The following is a 21,064-nucleotide window of genomic DNA, read 5'->3' as shown; positions in this document are numbered from 1 at the left end:
ATTAATACACATGAAAAACAAGTTTATTTTGGCCGCAGGCCTACTTTTCGGATTAGCTGCTTTGCCTGCTACGGCTCAAGTAAAAATCGGATTCATCTACCAAGAGAAAATCTATAGCCAAATGCCAGAGGCTAAGCAAGTAGAAGAAGATTTGAAGAATACAGAGAAGCAATACCAAACATTGATTCAAGCGAAAATCAAGGATTTCCAAGATAAGGCAGCTGTATACGAGAAATTACCAGCGAACACTTCTGATATCATCAAACAAGATAAAGAGAAGGAATTACAAAACTTACAAACTTCAATTCAAGAGTTCCAACAAAACGCTCAGACTTCTATCCAAAAGAAGCAAGCGCAATTGTTACAACCTATCGTAAAGAAAATTGAAGAGAACATGCACGCAGTAGCGAACGAAAACGCTTACACGTTTGTGTTTAATAACTACGAGCCAGGAACAGGTGCTAACCCAGTATTATTACACTTCCCTGCTGAAGCAGATATCTCTGATTTAGTATTGAAGAAAATGGGAATCACGCCACGTGCAGCAGGTGCAGCAGCTCAAGCAGCAGCGGCTCCAGTAGCAGCTCCAGCGGCTAAGCCAGCAGCTCCTAAGAAGTAATTCTTAAGTCCTATAATTAGAAAGCCTGATCGGAAACGATTGGGCTTTTTTGTTAGTCCTTGGTGAGGAATTTGTTTTGGAATAACAAGATAGCCATTACCCCACAGAAGATGGCGGCATCGGCAAAATTAAAAATGGGTGTCGAGTAATACGAACCTCCCCAAAGCGGTATCCAAGAGGGCAAATTGCCCTCATAGAAATCGGCAAAGAACATATCGATAACTTGGCCATGGAACCACTGCATAGGCGCTCCAGCTGGCGCATTATTAAACCAAACGCCATAGAAAACAGAATCAATTAAATTCCCAATCGCTCCACCTAAAATCAAAGCCACGGAAACCAACAATCCCCATGGGCTATTTTTGACTGTTAAGGAATGCAAATAATAACCAATCCCGAACATCGCCACAATGCGAAAAGTCGTTAAGATTAATTTACCCCAAATTGATCCAATTTGAATCCCAAATGCCATCCCCGGATTTAGGGTATAATGCAATTTGAAAAAATTTCCAATTAAAGGAATTTGGCCAAAATATCCAGGTTCCATCCACGTATGAACAGCAATCTTAATTCCTTGGTCTAATGCAATAATCAGGAGGCTTAGGAGGAAATAGCGGTAGTTTTTCATGCGTTGTTTCGGCGGTTAACTTCTTTTTGTAACAGGGCAAACTCTCTCGATGTTTGTCCAGCGATAGAACTGTTTTCTTCTGCTCTTCTAAATAGATACGGCATAACGGCGTCTACCGGGCCATATGGCACGTATTTCGCCACATTATACCCCGACGCAGCTAAATTATAAGAGATGTTATCTGACATACCCAAAAGTTGTGCAAAGTAGATATTCGGATGATTCGATGGAATTTCAAGAGCATTCATCGCATCACATAAACGCAAGCAGCTAGCTTCATTATGGGTTCCCATGCAGAAATGAACGCGCTCCACATTTTTCAAACAAAGTTCAACCCCTAAATCATAATCGCGATCGGTATCTTCTTTGCTTACATGCAAAGGCTCTGAATACTCGTCTTCGTGAGCTTTTTGGCGTTCTTTCTCTAAATATGCCCCGCGCACTAGTTTTACGCCTAAATAGTAATTTTTCTCTTGAGCTGTTTCCACTGCCGCATTTAGATTAGCGAGCATATCGTGGCGGTACATTTGGAAGGTATTATAAATGATGGCTGTCTCTTGATTAAAGCGCTCCATCATTTCATAGGTTAAATGATCGATTGTCGTCTGAATCCAGCTCTCCTCGGCATCAATGAATAAACGGACTTTCAGCTGGTGGGCCAGCTCACAGATTTCGATTAAAATTTCTTTGCTGTGATCGAATAATTCTTGCTCTTCTTCATTCAATTCAGCTTCGGTTTGTGCTTTTTCCAAAAGCTCTGCCTTAAATATCCCCGTCACTTTAAAAACCGCAAAGGGAATGGCTGGATTTTCAGCTGATTTACGAATGGTTTTTAGGATTTCTTCCTTCGTTTTTTGGAAAGATTTTTCGCTTTCTTCGCCTTCTACCGAGTAATCTAGAATAGTGCCAATTTTTGCTTTTTCGAGTTCTTGAATCGTTGATTCACAGCCATCTATGGTTTCACCTCCACAAAATTGGGCGAAAATGGTACTTTTAATGATTTTTTTAATGGGAAAATGCAAAAAAAGAAACAATTTGATGAAAAAAGTGCCTAAATTTACAAGCCAATTTTGGTTCATTGTGGCGAAAATCCAATAGGACTTCTTCAACTGAAAATTGTCTTTCGATGCAAAGGCTATTTTAGTATCCTCAAAAGATAAACTTGTCGAGGGTATTGTTGATGATTTTTTTGTCATTTGTGCGAAAAATTGATGCAAATATAAGTGAATTATTGTCGATTGCTTAAGAAATAAATAAACAAATCAATAGGGGATGCAAGTCCTCGTTAACCGTCAGAATATTATGAATGCCAATTTAGACATTGTACCGATGCAAGACTGGATTCAGACGAACGGAAAGCCCTTAATCATTGCGGGTCCATGTTCAGCTGAGACAGAAGAGCAAGTATTAGAAACCGCTCGCCGTATCAAAGCGGAGGGTTATGCTCACATTATGAGAGCGGGTGTTTGGAAACCTCGTACACGTCCAGGCAGTTTTGAAGGGATGGGAGAACCAGCCTTGAAATGGTTAGTTGAAGCAAAGAAAGAAACTGGTTTACCATTAGCGATTGAAGTAGCTACTCCAGAGCACATCGAATTAGCGTTGAAATACGGTGTTGATGTTTTATGGATCGGTGCTCGTACAACGGTTAACCCATTTAACGTACAAGATTTAGCAGATGCTCTAAAAGGAGTAGACGTTCCTGTATTAGTTAAGAACCCAGTGAATCCAGACCTAGCTCTTTGGGTAGGTGCTTTCGAGCGTCTTCAAGGATCAGGTATCAAGAAATTAGGTGCCATCCACCGTGGTTTCTCTAACGCACAAGAAACGAAATACCGTAACTCACCGATGTGGGCGATGGCAGTTGAATTAAAGCGTTTGTTCCCTCAAATGCCTTTAATCGGTGACCCATCTCACATGGCGGGTAAGCGTGCGTTATTGATGGAATTATCTCAACGTATTTTGGATTTGAACTACGATGGTATGATCATCGAGACTCACCGTGATCCAGATGCTGCCTGGTCAGATGCTTCACAACAAGTAACTCCTGAGAAATTAGGCGAAATGTTACGTGATCTTGAAGTTCGTAACGCAAGCTACGGAGCAGACTTCTCTGATGAATTAGCGGGTCTTCGTGAGAAAATTGACAACATCGACCGCGAACTTTTAGAAGTTTTGGCTGCTCGTATGTCAGTTGTTGAGAAATTAGGTGAATACAAGCGTGATAACAACGTAGCGGTATTGCAATTAGATCGTTGGAAGCAATTACACAACGACCGTGCAAACCAAGCGAAAGGTTTAGCTTTATATCCAGAATTCGTAGAAGAACTATTTAAATTAGTTCACTTAGAGTCGATCCGTAAGCAAACGGAAGTGATGAATAATGCAGCGGTTTAATCGCTAAATTTTATACTAAAAAAGGCCCTTTTAAGGGCCTTTTTTAGTATAAAATAGAAAGCACAAAGCACAAAGAATAAAGCATAATGATGGAATCCGCTTCGCGGATGCATTCTTGAAAAACTTTTCACGATTCCATCGACGCAGGCGATACCACCACTATTCTTTATTCTTTGTGCTTTATTCTTTTTGATTTACAAGTCCTGGACTATCGACTAGTGACTGTCGACTAGTGACTACCGACTAATCTTCCACCCCGCCCACACTATCAATCCCATCCCTAACAGCGTTAATAGATCTGGGAAACCATGACCTAATACCACTTCGATGATAATCGAGAAGATAACGGCGCTGTTACCCACCACACCCACGACGCTAGCTTTTTCATTCAAAAGCGCCTGCGTGGTGAAGTATTGAACACCCAGCGCAAGTAAACCCATCACAACAGCCCATATCCATTCCGCAATGGATGGCTGCACCCAAACTCCGGTCACGAAGCTATTCTCAAAACCACCTAGCGTACCCGTTAGTAAGGAAATGGTCGACGCAATTAATCCCGCTCCCATGAAGGAGACGACGACCCAGCGGGAATCGTAGTATTTTTGAGCTTCTTTGATGGCTAAATAGCCTAAGGCCGTTCCCATGGCATAAATGATACCGGTACTATGGTGCCAAAGAGAACCATCACTACTCGGCTGGAAAATGAGCAAGATGCCGAAAAAGCCAATCAATAGAAATAACACCTGTTTGCTGCTTAGGCCTTCATTTGGCAATAGAAAGAAGCTAAAGACCGCAATAAAGAGCGGGAAAGCCTGACCATAGGTATTTGTTAAGGATAAACCCAAATGTTCGAGGGTGTAGAAAAGGCAATAGAGGGTGAAGGCGCCTAAAAGACCGCGGAGAATGATGAAATAGAGTTTTCCGCCGGTTTGGATGGCGGGTCTTCGGTAAAGGCTCGTCAATAAAAAGGGGAGGCCCACAGCACTTCGGAAGAAAACGAGTTGAATGGAGCTGAAGGTGTGGCTCATCTCTTTGGCGATCGCGGACATAATGGCGAAGCAAAGGGAGGAGAGCAACATAAAAAAGACTCCTTTATTGGAATAAATTCGTTTCAACATCCGATTTAATCTTCGAGGATTAGCTCAAATTTTCTAACTTGCATTTCTTTTCAAAGGTATGACAAAAAAAATAATTTTATCGCCTGATGCGCCCGCTCCGATTGGTCCTTATTCCCAAGCGGTTGAGGTGAATAACACACTTTACGTGTCTGGACAGATTGCTTTATCCGTTTTTGAGGCGGGTGGAACTATTGAAGAGGAGACGAATCAAGTGATGTTGAATTTGCAACATATTTTGACGGCGGCAGGTTATGAATGTAGCCAGGTCGTGAAGTGTTCCATTTTTGTGAAGGATATGAACCATTTTGCCCAAATAAATGAGGTATATGGCCGTTATTTTTCCGTAAATCCTCCAGCTCGGGAAACGGTGGAGGTTGCTCGCCTTCCCAAGGATGTGCGTGTAGAGATTTCGTGTATTGCCTATAAATAATAATATGACTGATTCAGTACGTGTTCGTTTTGCACCCAGTCCTACGGGAGCTCTCCACATTGGAGGGGTGAGAACCGCTTTATATAATTACCTTTTCGCTCGAAAAATGGGCGGAAAATTCCTTTTACGTATTGAGGATACGGATCAGGCGCGCTTTGTACCAGGTGCGGAACAATACATTTTAGATAGCTTGGCTTGGTTAGGCATTAGTCCTGACGAGGGAGTAGGCGTGGGTGGACCTCATGAACCTTATCGCCAAAGCGAGCGCAAAGACCTCTACAAGGCCTATGCAGATCAATTATTAGCCGATGGAAAGGCGTATTATGCCTTTGATACCTCAGAGGAATTAGATGCCATTCGCGCTAGTTTTGAGAGTCAAGGATCTGCTTTTCAATACAATTCTTTGACGCGTGTTAAATTGAAGAATTCGATCGCTTTAGCTCCTGCTGAGGTGGAGCAATTAATCTCTTCCGGAACGCCTTACGTAATTCGCTTGAAAGTTCCAGCGAAAGGTGAGGTGCGTTTCCAAGACAGTATTCGTGATTGGGTTCACGTGCATACGTCGAGCATCGATGACAAAGTTTTGATGAAGTCAGACGGGATGCCTACCTACCACTTAGCGAATGTGGTAGATGACCATATTATGGAAATCACGCATGTAATTCGTGGTGAGGAGTGGTTACCTTCGGCTCCATTACACATTTTATTATACCAAGCTTTTGGTTGGAAAGCGCCTCAGTTTGCGCATTTACCACTTTTATTGAAGCCTGAAGGCAACGGCAAGTTGTCTAAAAGAGATGCAGATTTAGGTGGTTTTCCGGTATTCCCGATGGAATGGACGGATCCAGCAACGGGCGCGGTTTCTAAAGGTTTTAAGCAAGAAGGCTATCTGAAAGAAGCTACCTTGAACTTTTTGGCCTTCTTAGGCTGGAATCCAGGGACCGAGCAAGAAATGTTTAGCTTAACGGAGCTTGCAGAAGCTTTCTCTTTAGAGCGTATTAATAAAGCAGGTGCGAAATTCGATGTGAAAAAAGCACAGTGGTTTAATGAGCAATATTTGAAATTACAAGATCCAGCGGCCTTAGCGAAGGAATATTTGCCTTCTTTGCCAGCTGATCAAGGTCTTTCTTTCGTTTCTTTATTCTTAGATCGCATCACGTTCCCGCAAGAATTAGCGGATAAAGTGGCCGAGTTTAAAGCGCGTCCATCCGTTTATGAGGAGGCAGTATTAGCTTCGAAATGGAATGCCGATGCAGCGACTGGTTTGCAATTCATTGCACAGGCCTTGCCTAGCGTGAATTCCTGGGAGCCGGAAGGTATCAAACACGCGATTCACGAGGTATTAGAGGCGAATGGAATTAAGATGGGTAAAGTGATGCAGATTTTACGCGTGGCTTTGAGTGGTAATGGAGCGGGTCCTGATTTGATGATTTCAATGCAATTATGGGGTAAAGCAGAGGTGATCGAGCGATTATCAGCCGCCTTAGCCAAATTCCCTACAGTATAAAATACGATGGCGAAGAAGGATAAAAAGAAGGAGTTGCCCACGGTGCATCCGGATTTAGCGGGATTCGAGATGAATATTGATTCATTTGGAACCATTACGTCTACCCTTGATCGCGATCGATTGAATGCTTTTTTGGACAAACAAATGCCCGAGGATAAAAAATTAAAGCCGAAAGAAAATGAAGGTTAGTCAGGAGGATGTGAAGAAAATCGCGCATTTAGCTCGATTAGAAATGCCCGAATCGAAGATAGGGGAGATGCAAGATTCCATCAACAAGGTATTGGTATGGATGGAAGCGTTGAATTCGGTAGATACGTCGGAAGTGGAACCTTTGGTCCACATGACGTCTGCTCTAAATAATTTCCGCGAAGATGAGGGTAAGGTTACCTTAGATCGTGCCAAAGCCTTAGCACTAGGTCCCGATACAAACGAGACTTATTTCAAAGTGCCGCAAGTAATCGAGTAATTAGCCGATATAGTATTCAATCGCCTTTTTCATTTCCGATTTGCTGACCGGAATATCATAGCCACAATCCCCAATTCCTGTTAGCAAAGAGAATCTAACCTCTCCGCCTTTGTTCTTTTTATCTTGAAGGGTCAATGCAATGATGGCCGGAATTTCCGAAGCCTTCAACGCTACCTTTCCATAGGTCTCGAACAAGTAAACTTCGATATCTCCTAGTTCTTCTTCCGTTATCAATCCGCGTTGATAGGCAATATATGCCTCCATGATCATTCCCACAGCGATTGCCTCGCCATGTAAGATTTTGCGTTTGCCTTGGTCTAATAAGAAGGTTTCCACCGCATGTCCCAAAGTATGCCCCCAGTTCAAGATTTTACGCAAACCTTTTTCGGTCGGATCTTCTGCCACAACGGCTTTCTTAATCTCCACTGAATGTTCAATTAGACCAGCAAAATCTACTTCTGAAAAGTCGGAATGGCTGATTTGCTCCCATTTCTGCGCATCACGGATTAAACAATGTTTGACGATTTCTGCATAACCAGATAGTTTTTGCTTTTGCGGAAGACTCTGAATAAAATTTGGATCGATTAAAACCGTTTTAGGAAGATTAAACACCCCGATATGATTCTTTAAGCCTTGGAAATCCACCCCTAACTTACCCCCTACACTCGCATCGACTTGGGCCAAAAGCGTCGTAGGTATCTGGATAAAATCGATTCCCCGCTTATACGTAGAGGCACAAAAACCGCCTAAATCACCGATCACCCCACCGCCTAAATTAATCAATAAGCCATGTCGATCCATGTTCGCTTTCGTCATCGCCTCCCAAACCTTTTCACAGGTTCCCAAGTGCTTATTATTTTCACCAGATTTGATTTGAATCTTGATGAAACCCTTAGGCAAATAGGCTTGAATGAGAGGTAGGCAATGTTTTGAAGTCTGCTCGTCTACTAAAACCGCTACTTGCAAATAAGCGTTTTGGCCTAAAAATGAAGGCAAAGATTTTGAAATAGAGGCGATTTCGACAGACATAGGATTTTTTCTTCAATGGATTCCTCAAAATTACCATGATTTTATGAAAATGGACTATTTTTTGCCTAATTTTGTACCCGCTTGTTAATCCCACAAGATTTACATTTTTTTATGAGAGAAATTCAGTTTAGAGAAGCCTTACGTGAGGCAATGTCAGAGGAAATGCGCCGTGATACATCCGTTTTTTTAATGGGTGAAGAAGTGGCTGAGTACAATGGTGCTTACAAAGTTTCACAAGGAATGTTAGACGAATTCGGTCCAGAACGCGTAATCGATACACCCATCGCTGAATTAGGTTTTGGTGGTATTGCCGTAGGAGCAGCCGCAAACGGTCTTCGTCCGATCGTTGAATTCATGACATTTAACTTCTCTTTAGTTGCGATTGACCAAATCATCAACTCAGCAGCTAAATTGATGTCTATGTCCGGTGGACAATATTCTTGCCCAATCGTTTTCCGTGGACCTACAGGAAACGCTGGTCAATTATCATCTCAGCACTCGTCTAACTTTGAAAACTGGTTTGCCAACACACCAGGTTTGAAAGTAGTCGTTCCTTCTAACCCTGCTGATGCAAAAGGTTTGATGAAATCTGCGATTCGTGATAACGATCCAGTGATCTTCATGGAATCTGAGTTAATGTACGGGGACAAAGGTTTAGTACCAGAAGGCGAATACTTAATCCCTATCGGTAAAGCGAATGTGGTTAAAGCGGGTACGGCCGTGACGATTGTTACTTTTGGTAAAATGCTTTCTCGCGTGGTTATGCCAGCAGTAGAGGAATTAGAGAAGCAAGGAATCTCTTGCGAGGTAATTGATTTACGTTCAGTTCGTCCCATCGATTATCCAGCTTTAGTGGAGTCTGTAAAGAAAACAAATCGTTGTGTTGTAGTAGAAGAGGCGAATCCTTTATCTGCTATCTCATCTGAGATTTCTTATCACTTACAACGTTGGGCATTTGATTATTTAGATGCACCAGTTGTTCGTGTTAACTCACGCGATTTACCTCTTCCATATGCACCTACGTTGATTGAAGAAATTCTGCCATCTATCGAGCGTACGATCCAAGCGGTTAAGACAGTAACTTATAAGAAGTAATTTACTTTAGTGCATAAAAAAAGCCAGCGTTTCGAAAGAAGCGCTGGCTTTTTTAGTCGCTAGTCACTAGTCGCTGGTCGCTAGTCACGACTTTTTTAAAGCATAAAGCACAAAAAATAAAGTATAAAGAGGGCATCCGCTTCGCGGATTAATTTGTGAAAAACCCTTCACAAACGTATCGCCACCGGCGATTCCAACTCTATGCTTTATTCTTTGTGCTTTATTCTTTAATCTCTACTCTATACTCTATACTCTTTAATCTAGTCTAGCGACTAGCGACTCCCGACTAGAGACTAAAGTACGTAGATAAACCTCGATCCATCCACATCCACTCCCTCTAGCTTAATACGTCCTTTTCTAGATTCTAAAGCCTCAACTGCTTCCTTAGGAGAGTTGATCACCTTGTCATTGATCTTTGTGATGACAGATCCTTTCGCTAATCCGTACATTTCTAAACGGCCATCTGGCAATACTTCAGCGATCTTCACGCCTGCACTTACCCCAAATTTCTTCATCTCTGCTGGAGTTAAGCTCGCAAACTTCGCTCCTAAGAATTCTGATTTCGCTGATTCTGAAGAGTTGTCGCCTTTCACGATTTCGGTATTACCGTCTTTGTTCTTCAAGGTAACTTTGAATTCTTTTGTTGATCCATCGCGGTTAACCGTTACCTGAATAGCCTCACCTGGACGCTTGCGGCTAACGATTTCCATTAATTTTGCTGATGATTTTGTTTCCACACCGTCGATCTTCACGATGACGTCGTTAATCTTGATGCCTGCATCTTTGGCAGCGGAATTCTCAGAGAAACCACCTACATAGACACCCGCACTTGTTTTAAGGTCTTTCTCGTCTGCTAGTTTAGCATTTACTTCAGAGATTTGAACACCTAAGAAACCACGTTGTACGTTACCGTATTTGATTAAATCGGCTGACACTTTCTTCACGATGCTCACTGGAACGGCGAAAGAATAGCCGGCAAATTGGCCTGTGCGCGAATAGATGGCCGTGTTGATACCGATTAATTCCCCTTTTAAGTTGACCAAAGCTCCTCCTGAGTTACCTGGGTTAACAGCGGCATCCGTTTGGATAAAAGATTCTAATGGATTCACATCTGGCGAATCGCGGTCGATGATGTTTTGACGACCTTTGGCAGAAACGATACCAGCCGTCACCGTAGACTCTAAATTAAATGGATTACCCACAGCTAATACCCATTCGCCCACGCGAAGTGCGTCTGAATCGCCAAAAGTTAAGAAAGGTAAATTCGTTTCCTTTATTTGGATAACGGCTAAATCAGAAGAGGGATCCGTCGAAATAACTTTCGCTTTGTACTCACGCTTGTCATTTAAAATAACAGTCACTTCAGCCGCTTCCGCCACTACGTGATTATTTGTAACAATATATCCGTCAGCGGAGATGATAACCCCGGAGCCAGACGCTTCTTGTGGTTGTTGCTGTTGTCTACGACCGCCACCGAATGGATCGCCAAAACCAAAGAAATCATCGAAAGGGCTCGAGAATTGTTGTTGTCTTTGACGAGTTTCCATCTTCGTTTTGATGTGAACGACGGCTGGAGTAGTTTTTTCCGCGGCATAGGTGAATTCACCAGGATTGCCGGGTACATTTTGATTTGAAACAGAGGTGGTGAAGGCAGAGGGTGCATCCGAAATTCCGGAGTTGCTACCTAAATTAAATAGAGAATAGGCACCTAAAGTGACTCCACTGGACATTAATGCAATGATCGCATACGACTTAAGCTGATTATTCATTTCCATTTGGCTTTATTTGATTTAAAAAATGTACCACGAAATTAAACGAAAATTAGGCTCGCACAACCTCATTAACAAGTTTTAAGAGTTTTAAATCCCGAAGGAAATGGCTAATTTTGTGGTTCATTCGTAAAAACACGTTCAAATGATTTTAAGTGAGCAAGAATTATTGAGGAGACAAAAGCGCCAAGAATTATTGGCGATGGGAATTGATCCTTATCCTGCACAGAAATACCCGGTGAATGTTTATTCTGATCAGATTTTGGCAGAATTTAAACCGGAATCAGGAAATTTCCAGGACGTCGTGTTAGCCGGACGTTTGATGGGCTTCCGTATCATGGGAAATGCCTCGTTTGCGGAGCTTCAGGACGCGAATGGCCGTATTCAATTGTATTTCCGCCGCGACGATTTATGTCCTGGTGAGGATAAAACCTTGTACAATACGGTATTTAAAAAGTTATTAGACATCGGTGATATCATCGGTGTGAAAGGATATGTGTTCACGACGCAGATGGGAGAAATCTCTGTTCACGTGCGTGAATTTACGATTTTGTCTAAAGCCTTAAAGCCTCTTCCTGTCGTTAAAGAAGCAGATGGCCAAACCTACGACGCCTTTTCTGACCCAGAAATGCGTTACAGACAGCGTTACGTAGATTTAATTGTGAACCCATCGGTGAAAGATATCTTCATCAAGCGTGCTAAGATCATCTCTACGATGCGTGCCATGTTTGACGAAAGAGGTTGGTTAGAAGTGGAAACACCAGTATTGCAAGCCGTTCACGGCGGAGCATCCGCTCGTCCATTCAAGACCCATCACAATACCTTAGATATGCCGCTTTACTTGCGTATCGCGAATGAATTGTATCTAAAGCGTTTGATTGTTGGAGGTTTTGATGGCGTTTACGAGTTTGGCAAAATGTTCCGTAACGAAGGAATGGACCGTACGCACAATCCAGAATTTACCTCCTTAGAGTTTTACGTCGCTTATAAGGATTACAACTGGATGATGAACCTGACGGAGTTAATCTTCGAAACGGTAGCGTCACGTTTGCATGGTAAAACTAAAATCGCGGTAGGAGAGAATGAAATCGAATTTGCGGGTCCTTACCCTCGTTTAACTATTTCAGGCGCTATTTTACAGTATTCAGGAGTTGATGTGGATGCACTTTCAGAAGACGAATTACGCGCGAAATGTGTTGAGTTCGGAATGGAAGTGGACAAAGGAATGGGCAAAGGAAAGCTAATCGACGAATTATTTGGCGAGAAAGTAGAGGCCAACTTAATCCAACCGACATTCATAACGGATTATCCTGTCGAGATGTCTCCATTAACGAAGAAGCACCGTTCGAAAGAAGGTCTTGTAGAGCGTTTCGAATTATTCGTGAATGGAAAAGAAATCGCGAACGCTTATTCAGAATTAAATGATCCAATCGATCAAAAAGAACGTTTCGAAGATCAATTAGCTCTTGCAGCACGTGGTGACGACGAAGCGATGGCGATGGATCACGATTTCATTCGTTCATTAGAATATGCGATGCCTCCAACTTCTGGTATTGGTATCGGAATCGACCGATTGACGATGTTAATGACGAATCAATCGTCTATTCAAGAGGTATTATTCTTCCCTCAGATGCGCCCAGAGGTGGTGAAGGAAGTGGATTCAGAATCTGCTTTTGCCGAAAGAGGTATTTCTGAAGTATGGATCCCCGCTTTACAAAAGATGGGTATCTTAACATTGGACGCATTAGATGCAGCAAACCCGAATAAAGTATTCAATGACTTAGGGGGTATGCGCAAGAAATTAAAGATTGATGCGGCAATGCCGACTAAGGACGAAGTAACTGCCTGGATTCAGGGCTAGTTCTTTTTAACCTGCATAAAAAAAGCCTTCTTTTCAGAAGGCTTTTTTATTTCTCTTTAACTAGAGATCAATGTTGCAATTTTTGTAGGTAAACCTAAATATATATTGTAAAAAAAGATTTTCTCTAATCAAAAAAACGAAAGAAAAATTAGATTTTCTTTACGTTGATAGCGTTTGCACCACGCTTTCCATCAGTAACTTCATAAGATACTGAATCATTTTCGCGGATAGTAACACCTGAAAGGCCAGTTACGTGTACGAAAATGTCTTCACCTGTTTGATCGTCAACGATGAATCCGAAACCTTTCGTCTCGTTGAAAAATTTTACTTTACCAGTTTGCATAAAAAAAATGTTAAAAATATTAATGCCATCCAGACGAAAGTCTTTCAAGCTCTCAAATGTAGAGAAAAAAGAATTGCATGCAAGACTTTTCAAATAAATATTCCATTTTTTAAAAAATTAATGTAATAATAATTATTTTTTATATAATTATTTTGATAATAAGTAAAATACGTTTAATATTGACTAAATTTGTTTCTTCAATCAGCTCACTATGGAAAAACTGAAATTTTTTGTTGAGAATCAGGCATTTGGCGTTTGTACTCACTTGGGAGAGAAGTTTAAAATCTCCACTAGTAGCATTCGGTTGTACTTCATTTATACCTCGTTTATCACGATGGGTTCCCCGGTCATTATTTATTTGATTTTAGCCTTTTGGATGAATATCCGTCGCTATCTACGTCAAAGAAATAACCCAAGTGTTTGGGATATTTAAAATTTCAGTTGATTGAATTTCTTTTTGCCTTGTAAGAAATAGGCTTTTAAAATGCTGCCTTGGTAGCTCTGAGGCCATATTTTTTGTAGGTCAGCGGGTAAGTTGTGTTTTTCTTTTACAGAAAACAGGTAGACGTAAAATCCGTAATGTGCCTTCAGGATAGCCGTGAAGGAAGAAAATTTACCCTCTGTTAAGAACTTGATTCCAGCAATTCCATCAAAGATCATACGAAAGAAGATAGTGAAGAAGCGCTGTGAGGGTTCTAGGTTTTTGTAAAGTAAAATCAGGTTGTTACGGAAATTCAAATAGGTTTTGAAAGGGTTTTCTTTGTTCAGAGTTCCTCCGCCTACGTGCAATACCTCGCTCTCAGCTACCGCAGCAATGGTATATCCTGCCCTCTGCATTCTCCAGCATAAATCGATTTCCTCCATGTGTGCGAATAAATAGGCATCTAATCCACCTACTTTTTGGTAAACATCTGCACGAACCATTAAACATGCGCCAGTTGCCCAGTTAACGGTTGCTGTGGCATATTGTCCTTCGCTTTTTTCTAGTGTATCAAAAAGGCGGCCTCGACAAAAAGGATAACCATAACTATCCCAATACCCACCTGCAGCGCCTGCATATTCAAAATACTCCGATTTTTGATAATCTAAAAGATAGGGTTGAGCTGCACCTAGTAAAGGATTCGCTTCAAAATGCGCCAATAAAGGGGCAAGCCAGCCTTTGCGTGGGGCTATGTCTGAATTCATCAAGACATAATAGTCGGCTTTGATTTGGCCTAATGCATAATTATAACCTCCCGCATAACCTAGATTTTCTGCCCAAGAAATTACTGATACCTGAGGAAATGAAGTGGCTAATAAATGTAAGGAATCGTCTTTGGAACCATTGTCAGCCACATAAATAGTTGCATCGGGAGTGTTTTCCAATACGATGGGCAAGAAATTAGCGAGGAATTTCCGACCATTATAATTCAAAATGACGACGGCGACAGACATGCCACAAAGGTAATCGAAAACAATCAAATTAGAATTTCTTTCAGAAAGATGTATTTTTGTTCCTTCATAACAATTTGATAACCTATGTGGTCCAGCTTTTTTCGCAAGAAATCCATCGATAAAATTATTTCAGATCAATTAGAGATCGAAAGTTTAGAGGGTAATTCCATGGATCGCAACCTGGGAGTGCGTGACCTAACCTTCATGGGGGTGGCTGCCATTATCGGTGCTAGTATTTTCTCTGCGATCGGTCAAGCCTCAGCGAATGGAGGCCCTGCCGTTTCCATGTTATTTGTTTTTACGGCGATGGCCTGTATGTTTACAGCCTTCTGTTATGCCCGTTTTGCAGCCACAGTGCCTATTTCTGGTAGTGCTTATACCTATGCTTATACGAGTTTAGGGGAGATTGTTGCTTGGATTTTGGGCTGGAATTTGCTTTTAGAATACGCCATTTCGAACGTGGCCGTGGCTATTTCCTGGTCTAAATACTTTGTGGATCTATTAGAAGGATTAGGAATTCATGTGCCTGAGTTCATGACGATGGATTATTTATCTGCCAAAAGAGCCTTCACCGAAACGAATTCCGCATTAGCCTCAGGTCAGAAATTTGAAGCTTTGTCAGTGAATTTACGAGAAGGTTACACGGCCTATCTATCGGCTCCGACCATATTTGGCTGGCATTTTGTGGCAAATATCCCAGCTCTTTTAATCACAGTAGCCATCACGTATTTAGTATATATCGGTATCAAGGAGTCGAAAAACACGAACAATATTCTCGTGGTATTAAAGCTTTTAGTGATTATGATAGTCGTTGGTGTAGGGGCCTTTTATGTGCAGGTAGAGAACTGGACGCCCTTTGCGCCCAATGGAATCTCTGGTGTTTTGAAAAGTGTGGCAGCCGTTTGTTTTGCTTATATCGGATTCGACTCGATTTCTACGACAGCAGAAGAGTGTAAGAATCCGCAGCGGGATATTCCCAAAGCCATGATGTATGCCTTGATCATTTGCACGGTTTTATACGTATTAGTGACGTTGGTTTTGACGGGCATTGTGCCGTCCGGAAATTTAGCGGGGATTGAGGATCCTTTGGCCTTCATGTTTATGCAAGTAGGCTTGCCAGGAGTAGCCGGAATCGTTGCAGCTAGTGCTGTAATCGCTTTAACTTCAGCTTTATTAGTGTATCAATTAGGCCAGCCACGCATCTGGATGACCATGTCACGCGATGGTTTATTGCCAAAAGCCTTCTCCCGCATTCACCCTAAATACCGCACTCCTTCGTTCTCCACCATCATGACCGGAGTCCTAGTCGGTGTTCCTGCCTTGTTTGCGAACCTAGAAGAGGTGATTAATTTGAGCTCCATTGGTACTTTATTCGCTTTCGTTTTAGTTTGCGGGGGTGTGTTAGTGCTAGATCTAGACCCAGAGAATCAGAAGAAATCCAAATTCAAGATCCCTTACATTAACTCAAGCTATTATGTAGGTTTATCCTTAATTTTAGCTCTTGTTTTAATCGTAAATTCTGGTGTAAATCTGGGCGAATGGCTTCAGGGATTATATTCGGGCGAAGCAAAAGCGGATCACGTAATCATGGCCGGATTCTTTCTAATCTGGGCAGTGATGGCCTTTTTCAGTGTGACAAAGAAATTGTCTCTGATCCCTGTTTTAGGTTTGTTGGTTAACTTATATTTGATGACTCAAATGGGCGCCACGAACTGGGAGCGATTTATGTATTGGTGCTTGGCAGGTGTGTTGATTTATTTTGGGTATAGTTATAGGAAGTCGAAATTGAATTTTAAGCTGAAAGCTTAACATTCAAAGCATAAAGCATAAAGAATAAATTATAAAGTTGGAATAAAAAATGGGCTGAATTTTCAGCCCATTTTTTATGATTAAGAAACACATTTCACAAATCGTTGCGAAGCAACAACCTTCTTTATTTTTTGTGCTTTATTCTTTATGCTTTATAAGAAATGATTAATCATTTCGTCTCCCATTCAACAAATTCAAATAATAAAGCAACTGCGCTAGCATACCCAAGGCAGCCACCACATAGGTCATTGCTGCCCACCAAAGCGCATCTTTCGACATCGCATATTCTGCAGGCGTAACGATTCCTTTTTCTTTGATCCAGTTTAATGCTCTGTTCGAAGCATCGAATTCGACTGGTAAAGTAACAAAGCTAAATAGGGTAGCCATAGCAAATAGGGCAACGCCGATCGCTAATAGGGTAGAGTTTCCCGTAGAATACAGGGCGAACATACCTATCATTAATAAGATGGGCATAAATCCGTTAGCGATGCTTAGCATGGGCACCATGGCGCTACGGAACTGTAGGAAAGAATAAGCTCTTGCGTGTTGGACTGCGTGACCACATTCGTGGGCAGCAACCGCAGCGGCAGCGGCGTTTCGGCCGTGGTACACATCCGCACTTAAATTTACGGTTCTGTTAGCTGGATTGTAGTGGTCGGTTAACTGGCCTTCTACCGAAATGATTTGTACATCTGAGATTCCGTGGTCTGCTAACATCTGGGCAGCAATTTCTTGTCCAGATAAATTGCTTTGCAAAGGCGTTTGGGAATAGGTTTTGAACTTTGATTTTAGTCGCCAAGAGATAAGCATACCTGCGACCCCGAAAATAATGGCAATGAAATACATAGAATTATTGTTTAAGTTTTTGAATGATTTTGGTGGTTGAATAGTCTGGCACTAGCGCGATGGTTTTTACTTCCCCGCCAGCGGCGATTACTTCTTTGGCCCCTACAATCGTCTCAATCGTATAATCATCACCCTTTACTAGCACATCAGGAGTCAATGCCTGAATGAGTTCTAAGGGGGTCGACTCCCCGAAAATAATCACCTTCGAAACAAAACCCAAAGCCGCGATCAGGCGTGCTCGAGCATATTCTGAATTAACGGGTCTCTCGACTCCTTTTTCAAGGGTACGAACAGAGGCGTCAGAGTTAACCGCGACGATCATTTGGGTGCCAAATTCGCTCGATTTTTCCAAATAGTCCACATGTCCTAAATGCAAAATATCGAAGCAACCATTGGTGAAAACGACTTTGTCTCCGTCCTTTTTCCAGGCTTTGCGACGCTCAATAGCTTCAGATAGCGTGACTATTTTATGTTCAGTTCTGTTCGACACGAGACGAAATTTTGGGTAAAAATAAAGTAAGTATAAAACTAAATCCCCCTAATAACAAGAGGGTGATCATTTGAGTTCCGTGGAAAAAGGTAGCCAGCATAAATCCGTCTTTGTAGGCTAGGGAATAGAAAACGAAAGCGGATGCCACTAAGCTGTGGTAGGCGCCTATGCCTCCTTGGGTAGGAGTGGCCATCCCGAAAGTTCCCATCACTAAAACAGTTAATGCGGCGCTAAGGCCTAGGTTTTCGCTGATGGGGAAGGCTAAAAATAGGGTATAGGTGCTCAAGTAATAACACAGCCAAATTCCAACGCTGTAGCCGATGAATTTTCCGGGAGCAGCTAGGTTTCGAATGCTACCGATTCCGGCGATCCAGCCTAGGAGCATTTTGCCGATTTTGGATTCCTCGCCGATATTTTGAAGGAAATCTTTGAACTTCCAAAGTACCCCTAATCCAATTAATCCAAGTACTGAAGCGGCGATAATTAGCGTTCCTGATGGCAAATGCAAGGTAGGGAAAAGGCTTTTTTGGAGCGGTTCCCATTCGAATAAGAAGGTAATTCCGACTAAAACGACTAGACTGATCAAGTCAACAATTCTTTCAGTGATTACGGTGCCAAAAGATTCCTCAAACGGGATGTCTGCCGTCTTTTTCAATGAACCACAACGCGATACTTCGCCTAAACGGGGGACGAGAAAATTCGCAAAGTAGCCGATTAATACAGCAGAAAATGTGCGTACCGTGCCAGGCTGATAAGACATGGCGCTTAGAAGTTGCTCCCAGCGCAAGGCGCGCAACAGGTGTGAAAGGATGGCAATCACAACGGATACAGCTACCCAATTATAATCGGCTTGCTGGAAGGTCTGAAGGATATCATTCCAATGCAATTGGCTTTTGGAAAAAGCCCAATACAACAAACCAGCTGCTAATAAACTTGAAATAAGGTATTTTATTATCGACTTGAGCATCTTGTTTGTAAATCAGATCGCAAATTAAAGACCTTTCATTGTATAATGATGGTGATAATCCGATTATTTTTTTGTATTTTTGCAATGTTTTTTGGGGTATTTTGCCCCTAGTAATCAAATTAGAATGGCCAAATTACGTATTCTTTACGTTTCAAGTGAGGTAGATCCTTTTCAAAACACGTCTAAAATTGCTGATTTCGTTCGTGCCCTTCCTACAGCTATGCAGGAGAGAGGGATGGAAATTAGAATTTTAGTGCCGCGATTCGGTTCGATCAATGAGCGTAAAAACCGATTGCACGAAGTTGTTCGTCTTTCAGGTATTACCATTCCAATGGGAGAGGAAGAAAAGCCTTTGACCATTAAAGTAGCGAGTATTCCAGCTGCGAAATTACAAGTATACTTCATTGATAACGAAGATTATTACCAACGTAAATATGTGCTTAACGATAAGGAAGGCGCATTTTATGCGGACAATCACGAGCGTGCAATTTTCTTCTGCAAAGGAGCATTAGAGACGGTAGTGAAGTTAGGTTGGGCACCCGATATCATTCACTGTAATGATTGGATGTCTAGTTTAGTGCCTTTGTATATTTCAACGCATTACCAAAATCACCCGATTTACAAGGATTCGAAAACAATTTTCTCGCCACACAATTCTGCTTTTGATTTTACGTTTGAAGCAGACGATCTGATCGAAAAAGTAAAGATCGGAGATTTAGACGAAGCACACTTAGGTAGCTTAGTCGGTGGAAATTACGAAGCATTTATTAAGATAGGTGCAGAGTATGCTGACAAAATAGTTTCTTTAGAAAATGCGGATAATACCCGTATCCAATCGATTATTGATGAATATCAACATAAAACCTCTCAAAACATTGCCGATAATGACCTCGATTTCTTCGAAAAAACGTACTTGGAAATGTCCGGCAATTAAATGGGTAGGAATTCTTTCCTTATTCCTTGCATCCTGTGATACACCTAAAGAAATCGGCGACGATTTGTTTAGCGTGGAGGTGGGTTTGAATTATTCAGATACGTTAACGGTTAAATCGTCATCAGTTCTGATTGATTCTATCTATACAGGTTCTCCTAGCACCATGTTAGTGGGAAATTACAATCATCCAGTACTCGGATTAGCTGAATCTGCGGTTTTTACGCAGGTTTCCAGCATCGATACCTTATTCGCGAAAGCAACTTCGGTGTATGATTCACTCACTTTACGTTTAGCGTATTCAGGTTACCAAGGGGATACTACGAAGACTCAAACTTTAAGCGTATACCGTTTATTGGATAGTTTAAGCAGAGGAACTGATTATTTTGCAAACTCTACGATTCGTTCAGATGCGGCTATTTTAGGGCGTCATACCTTTGCTCCGCGACCTATCCGAACAAAAGCGATGAATGGAGATTCTGTTCGATACGATACGCTTCGTTTCAGGATGTCAGATACCTTTGGTCGTGAATTGTTGAGTAAATATGCGGAGACAACAGTAGCCGCTGGTGGTAAAGGGTTTAGAGATTTTTTTCCAGGTATGTTGTTTAAATCAACTTCTAGTTCACCGGCTGCTTTGCTTGGTTTTAATCCGGGTTATTCAAGAATGACGTTGTATTTCCACAATCCTGGAGAAACGACAAGCTACAGTATGGATTACTATTTTAGTCTTTCCAATGCGATTTTACCGGAGTTATTAGCTCGTTTCAATCAAATTAAGTCCACTAAATCCGGCGCCTTAAGTGCCTTGCAAAACCCTGGAAATATTGTTTCTTCTACTAATACTAGTGGATTAACCTATATCCAAGCAGGAACTGGAGTAGCGACGAAAGTGGAGTTTCCTTATTTGTTGAACTTGAAAGGGAATCGTAATGTAGCGGTGAACAAGGCAGAATTAGTTCTGACAGCAGCTGATAATATCGATTTACAGCAAACGATTGGTCAACTTTCTATTGTTGAAACGAATGCCACGAATCGTACCTTGCGAAATAGTTACGGGTTGAAATATTTGTTATCAGAAGGCGGTGGGAGTGTCTTAACGGCGGCCATTGATCCAGCTTCGAAAACGTATACGTTCAATGTGACTACCGCGATGCAATCGCTTTTAGTGGGTAAGCAAGCTAATTTGGGTTGGTTAATTACCCCAGCCTTGACCTCTAATTCAGCGGGTAATACGAGAATCATCAATGAGAGTGCACGCTTTGTGCCCTTACAAGCAATGAAGGCTCGTTTGAAAATCTATTATTCTTATATTGCCAAATAAA

Annotated in this window: 22 protein-coding genes; 12 read left to right on the top strand and 10 right to left on the bottom strand. The window is 41.8% G+C overall.

Annotated features, from left to right (window positions below):
* The first annotated feature begins 10 nt into the window (after positions 1-10).
* Positions 11-619 (top strand): OmpH/Skp family outer membrane protein, encoded by a 609-nt coding sequence (locus V7S74_RS08570; protein WP_406778341.1) that lies wholly within the window; start codon positions 11-13, stop codon positions 617-619.
* Positions 620-671: 52 nt separating this feature from the next.
* Here V7S74_RS08570 and V7S74_RS08565 read toward each other — a convergent pair whose 3' ends face one another.
* Positions 672-1,247, bottom strand: coding sequence for a lipoprotein signal peptidase (locus tag V7S74_RS08565; RefSeq protein WP_406778340.1), 576 nt, complete (start codon positions 1,245-1,247; stop codon positions 672-674).
* Entirely contained in the window at positions 1,244-2,443 is a 1,200-nt protein-coding gene (locus V7S74_RS08560; RefSeq protein WP_406778339.1) for a proline dehydrogenase family protein, read from the bottom strand. Before V7S74_RS08560 ends, V7S74_RS08565 begins: the two co-directional genes overlap by 4 nt.
* Before the next feature lie 106 nt (positions 2,444-2,549).
* Between V7S74_RS08560 and V7S74_RS08555 the strand changes: the two genes are divergently transcribed.
* Entirely contained in the window at positions 2,550-3,644 is a 1,095-nt protein-coding gene (locus V7S74_RS08555) for a chorismate mutase (protein WP_130923009.1), read from the top strand.
* Positions 3,645-3,880: 236 nt separating this feature from the next.
* Here V7S74_RS08555 and V7S74_RS08550 read toward each other — a convergent pair whose 3' ends face one another.
* Complete coding sequence (locus V7S74_RS08550; RefSeq protein WP_406778338.1) at positions 3,881-4,762, bottom strand: DMT family transporter; 882 nt, start codon at positions 4,760-4,762, stop codon at positions 3,881-3,883.
* 58 nt (positions 4,763-4,820) lie between these two features.
* Between V7S74_RS08550 and V7S74_RS08545 the strand changes: the two genes are divergently transcribed.
* Genes V7S74_RS08545 through gatC form a run of 4 tightly spaced genes read left to right on the top strand, consistent with a single transcriptional unit; the run spans position 4,821 to position 7,165 of the window.
* A complete protein-coding gene (locus V7S74_RS08545; protein WP_406778337.1) occupies positions 4,821-5,192 on the top strand; it encodes a Rid family detoxifying hydrolase in 372 nt (123 codons plus the stop codon).
* Between the two features lie 4 nt (positions 5,193-5,196).
* A complete protein-coding gene (gltX, locus tag V7S74_RS08540) occupies positions 5,197-6,699 on the top strand; it encodes a glutamate--tRNA ligase (protein WP_406778336.1) in 1,503 nt (500 codons plus the stop codon).
* 6 nt (positions 6,700-6,705) lie between these two features.
* Complete coding sequence (locus tag V7S74_RS08535; protein WP_406778335.1) at positions 6,706-6,888, top strand: hypothetical protein; 183 nt, start codon at positions 6,706-6,708, stop codon at positions 6,886-6,888.
* Positions 6,878-7,165 carry an Asp-tRNA(Asn)/Glu-tRNA(Gln) amidotransferase subunit GatC gene (gene gatC / locus V7S74_RS08530; protein ID WP_406778334.1) on the top strand — a complete coding sequence of 96 codons (288 nt, stop codon included), beginning with the start codon at positions 6,878-6,880 and terminating at the stop codon, positions 7,163-7,165. Before V7S74_RS08535 ends, gatC begins: the two co-directional genes overlap by 11 nt.
* Here the strand turns inward: gatC and aroB are convergent, their stop codons facing one another.
* The gene (gene aroB / locus V7S74_RS08525) at positions 7,166-8,194 is read right to left on the bottom strand and encodes a 3-dehydroquinate synthase (RefSeq protein WP_406778333.1); all 1,029 of its coding nucleotides are present in this window, start codon (positions 8,192-8,194) and stop codon (positions 7,166-7,168) included.
* A 111-nt stretch (positions 8,195-8,305) separates the two neighbouring features.
* Between aroB and V7S74_RS08520 the strand changes: the two genes are divergently transcribed.
* Positions 8,306-9,289: a pyruvate dehydrogenase complex E1 component subunit beta gene (locus V7S74_RS08520; protein ID WP_406778332.1), complete on the top strand. Its 984-nt coding sequence runs from the start codon at positions 8,306-8,308 to the stop codon at positions 9,287-9,289.
* A 293-nt stretch (positions 9,290-9,582) separates the two neighbouring features.
* Here V7S74_RS08520 and V7S74_RS08515 read toward each other — a convergent pair whose 3' ends face one another.
* Positions 9,583-11,058 carry a Do family serine endopeptidase gene (locus V7S74_RS08515; RefSeq protein WP_406778331.1) on the bottom strand — a complete coding sequence of 492 codons (1,476 nt, stop codon included), beginning with the start codon at positions 11,056-11,058 and terminating at the stop codon, positions 9,583-9,585.
* A 145-nt stretch (positions 11,059-11,203) separates the two neighbouring features.
* Between V7S74_RS08515 and lysS the strand changes: the two genes are divergently transcribed.
* Positions 11,204-12,919, top strand: coding sequence for a lysine--tRNA ligase (gene lysS / locus V7S74_RS08510; RefSeq protein ID WP_406778330.1), 1,716 nt, complete (start codon positions 11,204-11,206; stop codon positions 12,917-12,919).
* A 148-nt stretch (positions 12,920-13,067) separates the two neighbouring features.
* Here lysS and V7S74_RS08505 read toward each other — a convergent pair whose 3' ends face one another.
* Positions 13,068-13,262: a cold-shock protein gene (locus V7S74_RS08505; RefSeq protein ID WP_130895221.1), complete on the bottom strand. Its 195-nt coding sequence runs from the start codon at positions 13,260-13,262 to the stop codon at positions 13,068-13,070.
* A 211-nt stretch (positions 13,263-13,473) separates the two neighbouring features.
* On the opposite strand from V7S74_RS08505, the gene V7S74_RS08500 reads away from it, so the two are divergent.
* Positions 13,474-13,695: a PspC domain-containing protein gene (locus tag V7S74_RS08500; RefSeq protein ID WP_130895222.1), complete on the top strand. Its 222-nt coding sequence runs from the start codon at positions 13,474-13,476 to the stop codon at positions 13,693-13,695.
* On the opposite strand, the gene V7S74_RS08495 is transcribed toward V7S74_RS08500, so the two are convergent.
* Complete coding sequence (locus tag V7S74_RS08495; protein ID WP_406778329.1) at positions 13,692-14,696, bottom strand: glycosyltransferase family 2 protein; 1,005 nt, start codon at positions 14,694-14,696, stop codon at positions 13,692-13,694. The genes V7S74_RS08500 and V7S74_RS08495 overlap by 4 nt on opposite strands.
* Before the next feature lie 84 nt (positions 14,697-14,780).
* Here V7S74_RS08495 and V7S74_RS08490 point away from each other — a divergent pair, with 84 nt between their 5' ends.
* Positions 14,781-16,505, top strand: coding sequence for an amino acid permease (locus V7S74_RS08490; RefSeq protein ID WP_406778328.1), 1,725 nt, complete (start codon positions 14,781-14,783; stop codon positions 16,503-16,505).
* 165 nt (positions 16,506-16,670) lie between these two features.
* On the opposite strand, the gene V7S74_RS08485 is transcribed toward V7S74_RS08490, so the two are convergent.
* From V7S74_RS08485 to V7S74_RS08475, 3 genes are read right to left on the bottom strand one after another with little or no spacing between them, the layout of a single operon-like run.
* Complete coding sequence (locus tag V7S74_RS08485) at positions 16,671-17,351, bottom strand: zinc metallopeptidase (protein WP_406778327.1); 681 nt, start codon at positions 17,349-17,351, stop codon at positions 16,671-16,673.
* Positions 17,352-17,355: 4 nt separating this feature from the next.
* Complete coding sequence (locus V7S74_RS08480; RefSeq protein WP_406778326.1) at positions 17,356-17,841, bottom strand: adenylyltransferase/cytidyltransferase family protein; 486 nt, start codon at positions 17,839-17,841, stop codon at positions 17,356-17,358.
* Positions 17,825-18,808, bottom strand: a complete 984-nt coding sequence (locus V7S74_RS08475; RefSeq protein WP_406778325.1) for a lysylphosphatidylglycerol synthase transmembrane domain-containing protein — start codon at positions 18,806-18,808, stop codon at positions 17,825-17,827. The genes V7S74_RS08480 and V7S74_RS08475 overlap by 17 nt, the downstream gene beginning before the upstream one ends.
* 124 nt (positions 18,809-18,932) lie before the next feature.
* Between V7S74_RS08475 and V7S74_RS08470 the strand changes: the two genes are divergently transcribed.
* Both V7S74_RS08470 and V7S74_RS08465 read left to right on the top strand, forming a co-directional pair.
* A complete protein-coding gene (locus V7S74_RS08470; RefSeq protein WP_406778324.1) occupies positions 18,933-19,742 on the top strand; it encodes a glycogen/starch synthase in 810 nt (269 codons plus the stop codon).
* Positions 19,693-21,063: a DUF4270 family protein gene (locus tag V7S74_RS08465; RefSeq protein WP_406778323.1), complete on the top strand. Its 1,371-nt coding sequence runs from the start codon at positions 19,693-19,695 to the stop codon at positions 21,061-21,063. Before V7S74_RS08470 ends, V7S74_RS08465 begins: the two co-directional genes overlap by 50 nt.
* Position 21,064 lies beyond the last annotated feature (1 nt).

Source organism: Aquirufa novilacunae (assembly GCF_045310505.1).
Lineage (GTDB): Bacteria > Bacteroidota > Bacteroidia > Cytophagales > Spirosomataceae > Aquirufa > Aquirufa novilacunae.
The sequence above is the reverse complement of the archived record's forward strand: the minus strand, read 5'-3'. Positions and strand labels throughout refer to the sequence as shown.